The sequence below is a fragment of the Mucilaginibacter sp. genome, assembly GCF_028288105.1.
In the GTDB taxonomy this organism is placed as follows: domain Bacteria; phylum Bacteroidota; class Bacteroidia; order Sphingobacteriales; family Sphingobacteriaceae; genus Mucilaginibacter.
Window position 1 is genome coordinate 1 of sequence record NZ_JAQBOI010000158.1, and the last position, 3720, is coordinate 3720.

The 3720-nt window shown below is 43.6% G+C and carries 6 protein-coding genes; all 6 read right to left on the reverse strand.

Going from position 1 to position 3720, the window contains the following annotated elements:
* The coding region (locus JWQ85_RS11080; RefSeq protein ID WP_299467861.1) for a YqfO family protein at positions 1–709 on the reverse strand (709 nt) is incomplete at its 3' end.
* 119 nt (positions 710–828) lie between these two features.
* Positions 829–1782, reverse strand: coding sequence for a nitrilase family protein (locus tag JWQ85_RS11085; protein WP_299467863.1), 954 nt, complete (start codon positions 1780–1782; stop codon positions 829–831).
* 294 nt (positions 1783–2076) lie between these two features.
* Positions 2077–2202 carry a hypothetical protein gene (locus JWQ85_RS11090; RefSeq protein ID WP_299467865.1) on the reverse strand — a complete coding sequence of 42 codons (126 nt, stop codon included), beginning with the start codon at positions 2200–2202 and terminating at the stop codon, positions 2077–2079.
* 29 nt (positions 2203–2231) lie between these two features.
* Complete coding sequence (locus JWQ85_RS11095; RefSeq protein ID WP_299467867.1) at positions 2232–2591, reverse strand: TM2 domain-containing protein; 360 nt, start codon at positions 2589–2591, stop codon at positions 2232–2234.
* Between the two features lie 388 nt (positions 2592–2979).
* Positions 2980–3171, reverse strand: a complete 192-nt coding sequence (locus JWQ85_RS21930; protein WP_367186203.1) for a TM2 domain-containing protein — start codon at positions 3169–3171, stop codon at positions 2980–2982.
* A gap of 295 nt (positions 3172–3466) precedes the next feature.
* Positions 3467–3720: DUF2752 domain-containing protein (locus JWQ85_RS11105; RefSeq protein WP_299467871.1), on the reverse strand; the 254-nt coding region annotated here is incomplete at its 5' end.

Consider the following 3720-nt stretch of genomic DNA (forward strand, 5'->3'; position numbering starts at 1 on the left):
GCTGGTGCTGATTGGTTAGGTTGTAAAGATCATAGGCCACTTCCTCGTACGGGTGCGCTAAAACCAGCGCCATAATTATTTTGCTTTCCAGATTGGCCGGGTAAATGGTTTCAATCCGCACCTCCTCCTCGTGGTGGCGGATGCCGGGCTCGCCAACGTATGGGTTGCTATTTTCACCGCCTTTAAAAGTGCCTGTACCTTCGGCGTTAAAGCTGCATTCGCTATAATCGCCAATGTGGCCCGCCCCCGCATGGAATAAAGCCTTACGCACCTGCTCGGCCTGTGCTACGGGTACATAAGTAACCAGTTTCTTTAACAGATTTTGTTTGGGCGCCAGTATACGGGTGTTCGTTAAGCCCAACGTTTCGCAGATTCGGGCATTTACACCAGTCATAATGTTATCCAGGTTGGTATGTATAGCATATAGTGCTATGTTGTTACGAATGGCTTTCTCTACCACGCGCTCCACATAGGTTTTACCGTTAAACCTTTTAAGCCCCTTAAAAACTATGGGGTGATGCGATATAATAACCTGGCAGCCGGTGGCAATAGCCTCGTCAACTACAGCTTCGGTACAATCCAGCGATATCATGGCCTGTTGAACTTCCATATCGGGCCGGCCAACAATAAGGCCACTGTTATCATAATCTTCCTGATAGGCCAGCGGGGCCAGGCTTTCCAGGTAAGCGGTTAGCTGTGCTAATTTCATAATTGTACTAAGGTAGTAAGGGTGTGCGAAGTTTGGAAGTAATATTTATTATCCGTGCTATTATCCGTTGGCTAAAGCCAGCGGCAATGAATCGCATGGCGATGGGTAAATCCAACGGCCTACTCCTGTTCATCCATCCAAACAACCTTTTGTTCGGGTTGATGCGGCTGCGCGATAATATCGCCATACAGATCCGGCCGTCGGGCTTTTATGTAGCGATAGCCGCCTGCATCGGTAAGTTTATCGGGTGTGGCGGTAGCAATAGCAATTTCATCATCAAAAGAGCGGCATTCGGCAATAATATCTCCAAAAGGATCAAGTATCATCGAACATCCGTTTTTTAGCTGGTCGTCATCCATGCCTATCGGGTTGGCAAAAACCGCGTATATGGCATTATCATAAGCACGTGCGGGCAACCATTTCATTAGCCAGCTACGGCCTTTTAAGCCGTCAAACTCCTGGCGCAGGGTAGTTGGGTCTGCTTCCCGGTTATCCCAAAGCTCGGGGTCAACAAAACCAGCGCCCGGCCGGGTGGATGGGGTACACATGGTTACATGCGGCATAAATACAATATCGGCGCCAAGCAGTTTAACCGCCCTTACGTTCTCTATAATGTTGTTATCGTAACAAATAAGGATGCTGCATTTCCAGCCGTGGATAGTAAATATCACATACCTATCCCCGGGTGTAAGGTTCGGATTAATAAATGGGTGCAACTTGCGGTATTTGGTAACCAATCCGTTTTTATCCACACATACATGCGCTTTGTACAATCTATCGTCGCCATCCTTCTCAAACAGGCCTGCCAGTATGGTGATATTTAATTCCGCAGCAATCTCCGTTAGCTTTTTAATGCTCGGACCATCTGGTATAAACTCGGCTACATCAAGCATCTGCTGTTTGTTCAAACTACGGGCAAAAGAGTAGCCGGTTATTGAACATTCATGAAAAGCAACAACCTGCGCGCCCTGCGAGGCGGCTTTTGCAGCTAATTGTTTTATTACCGATAAATTATAGGTTTTGTCGCCGCTTTTGTTCTCGAATTGCGCGGTCGCGATTTTTAGGTTTTCCATTATAAAAGCATGTTGTGTAAATATAACGGTAAAAGCGTGCTTTTTACTATGTGGGTTTTTGCAGGGTGGCGAATTACTCACCCCGACATCGCTGCGCTTGTCGACCCTCTCTGCTGCGCAAAGAGGATGAGGAAATCTTTTCTATTGCTCCCTCTCCTTTGGAGATGGCTGGGGTGAGGCTTAAACGCGAAAAGATCAAAACGACCGGTAATATTTTCTTTGGTGCTGGTTAATTTTCATCAACCCTCCAATTCTTACCTCGTTCTGATCTTTATAAATAAGTAAGCGTATTACTTATAGCTGTGTGCGGTTTAGGCTTCTGGCCTTCATTATTTTAAGGTCGCTCATTAAAATGCTCATCAATTCTTTGTCGAAACGTGACACTAATTTATTGGCAACTGTTTTTTTGGAAGTTTTCATGGTTCAAATTGTTTAAGGTTTTCTATTAATTACACACCCATTTTGGCTATGTTAAAGCTTTCGTAAGCCATTTTTTGGTTGTACTCGTTTGCAATCGACTGGTGGTTTATCAAATCTACAATGGTACCTATCCAGCAAAAGCCAATTGTAAGTATGTAAAAAATACCCAATGCTACCTGCCCTACCAAAAACCTTTGTATACCGGCTATACCAATAAAGCCAAGCAATGTGAATAATAAAATATCCTGGGGGCTTTTTCTTTTACTTGAATAGATCATGTAAAAGCTTTGTTTTTGTGTATCGCTTAGGCTGCTTGTAGCCTGGTGCAAAACTGCCATTTCCTCTGATGTGATGCCGGGCAATGACATATAAGGGTTGTAAGTGTTCATTTTTTTTGTTTTATTGTGATTGATGATGTAAAACTAATATCGGAATAAATATTCACCTACAACTAATAGGCAGCCTATTATAATCCATCGGTAAGCGCGGTTATTTATTCGGCGAAATACAGGGAGATTTTTCACCGATTAGGCGGATCGCAGCGTTGTTTACGCCCAAGGATAAATATGTAGATTAGATATGGCTGGTATGGTGTATGGAAAGGCCTTTTATATCGATAGGGTACTAATAAAGGGCCGGGGTCAGGATACCCATTAAAGCCAAGGGTTTTAATGGGCACAAAAAATGCCCGTCAATCCTTTGGCAAGAAAGCGGGCATTAATTTATGTGCTAAAGGTTTTTAGCGTTTTAGTATGATTGGGCTTGTGACGTATTAACTTACATTTTAACTACATGAAAGCTTTCGAACGCCATTTTTTGATTGTAATCGTTTGCAATTTCCTTGTAGTTCATCAAGTCGATAATAGTGCAGACAAAGAAAAAGCCGGCGGTAAAAAGATAAAGCACCCCCATTGTTATCTCGCCAATGGCAAAGCGATGTATGCCCGCGATACCAACAAGGCCAAGCAACGCAAACAGTAGTATTTCCTACGGATTTTTCCTTTTACCGGAATAGATCATGTAAAAGCTTTGCTTTTGAGCATCACTGAGGCTGCTTGTTGATTGGTGCAAAATTGTTAATTCCTCGGTTGTGATGCCGGGCAGCGACAAATAAGGGTTATAAGTTTCCATTTTAGTTTTATTGTATGGTTTGATGGTCCTAAAGCTAATATCGGAATAAATTTTCACCTATAACTAATTGGCAACCTGATATAAACCATCGGCAAGCGCGGTTTTTTATCGGCGAAATACAGGGAAAGATTTTTTACGGGTTACGCATATCAAACGTGTATTTCTTGTTAATAACAAGCGTATAGATGCGGTACAGCAGAACGGCCAGCACAGGGATACCCAGCCAATGCGCGTGAAAAGAGCTTTTTATATCGCCACGAAAAAGATAAGAGATAGCATGCCCTAAGCCACAGCCGGGGCACCAGGTTATGCCCATCCATTTTAAAGGGCATAAACTAAAATGGCTTTCACCTGCCGGGTTGGTAAACGCCAGGCAAGTTAAAGCCA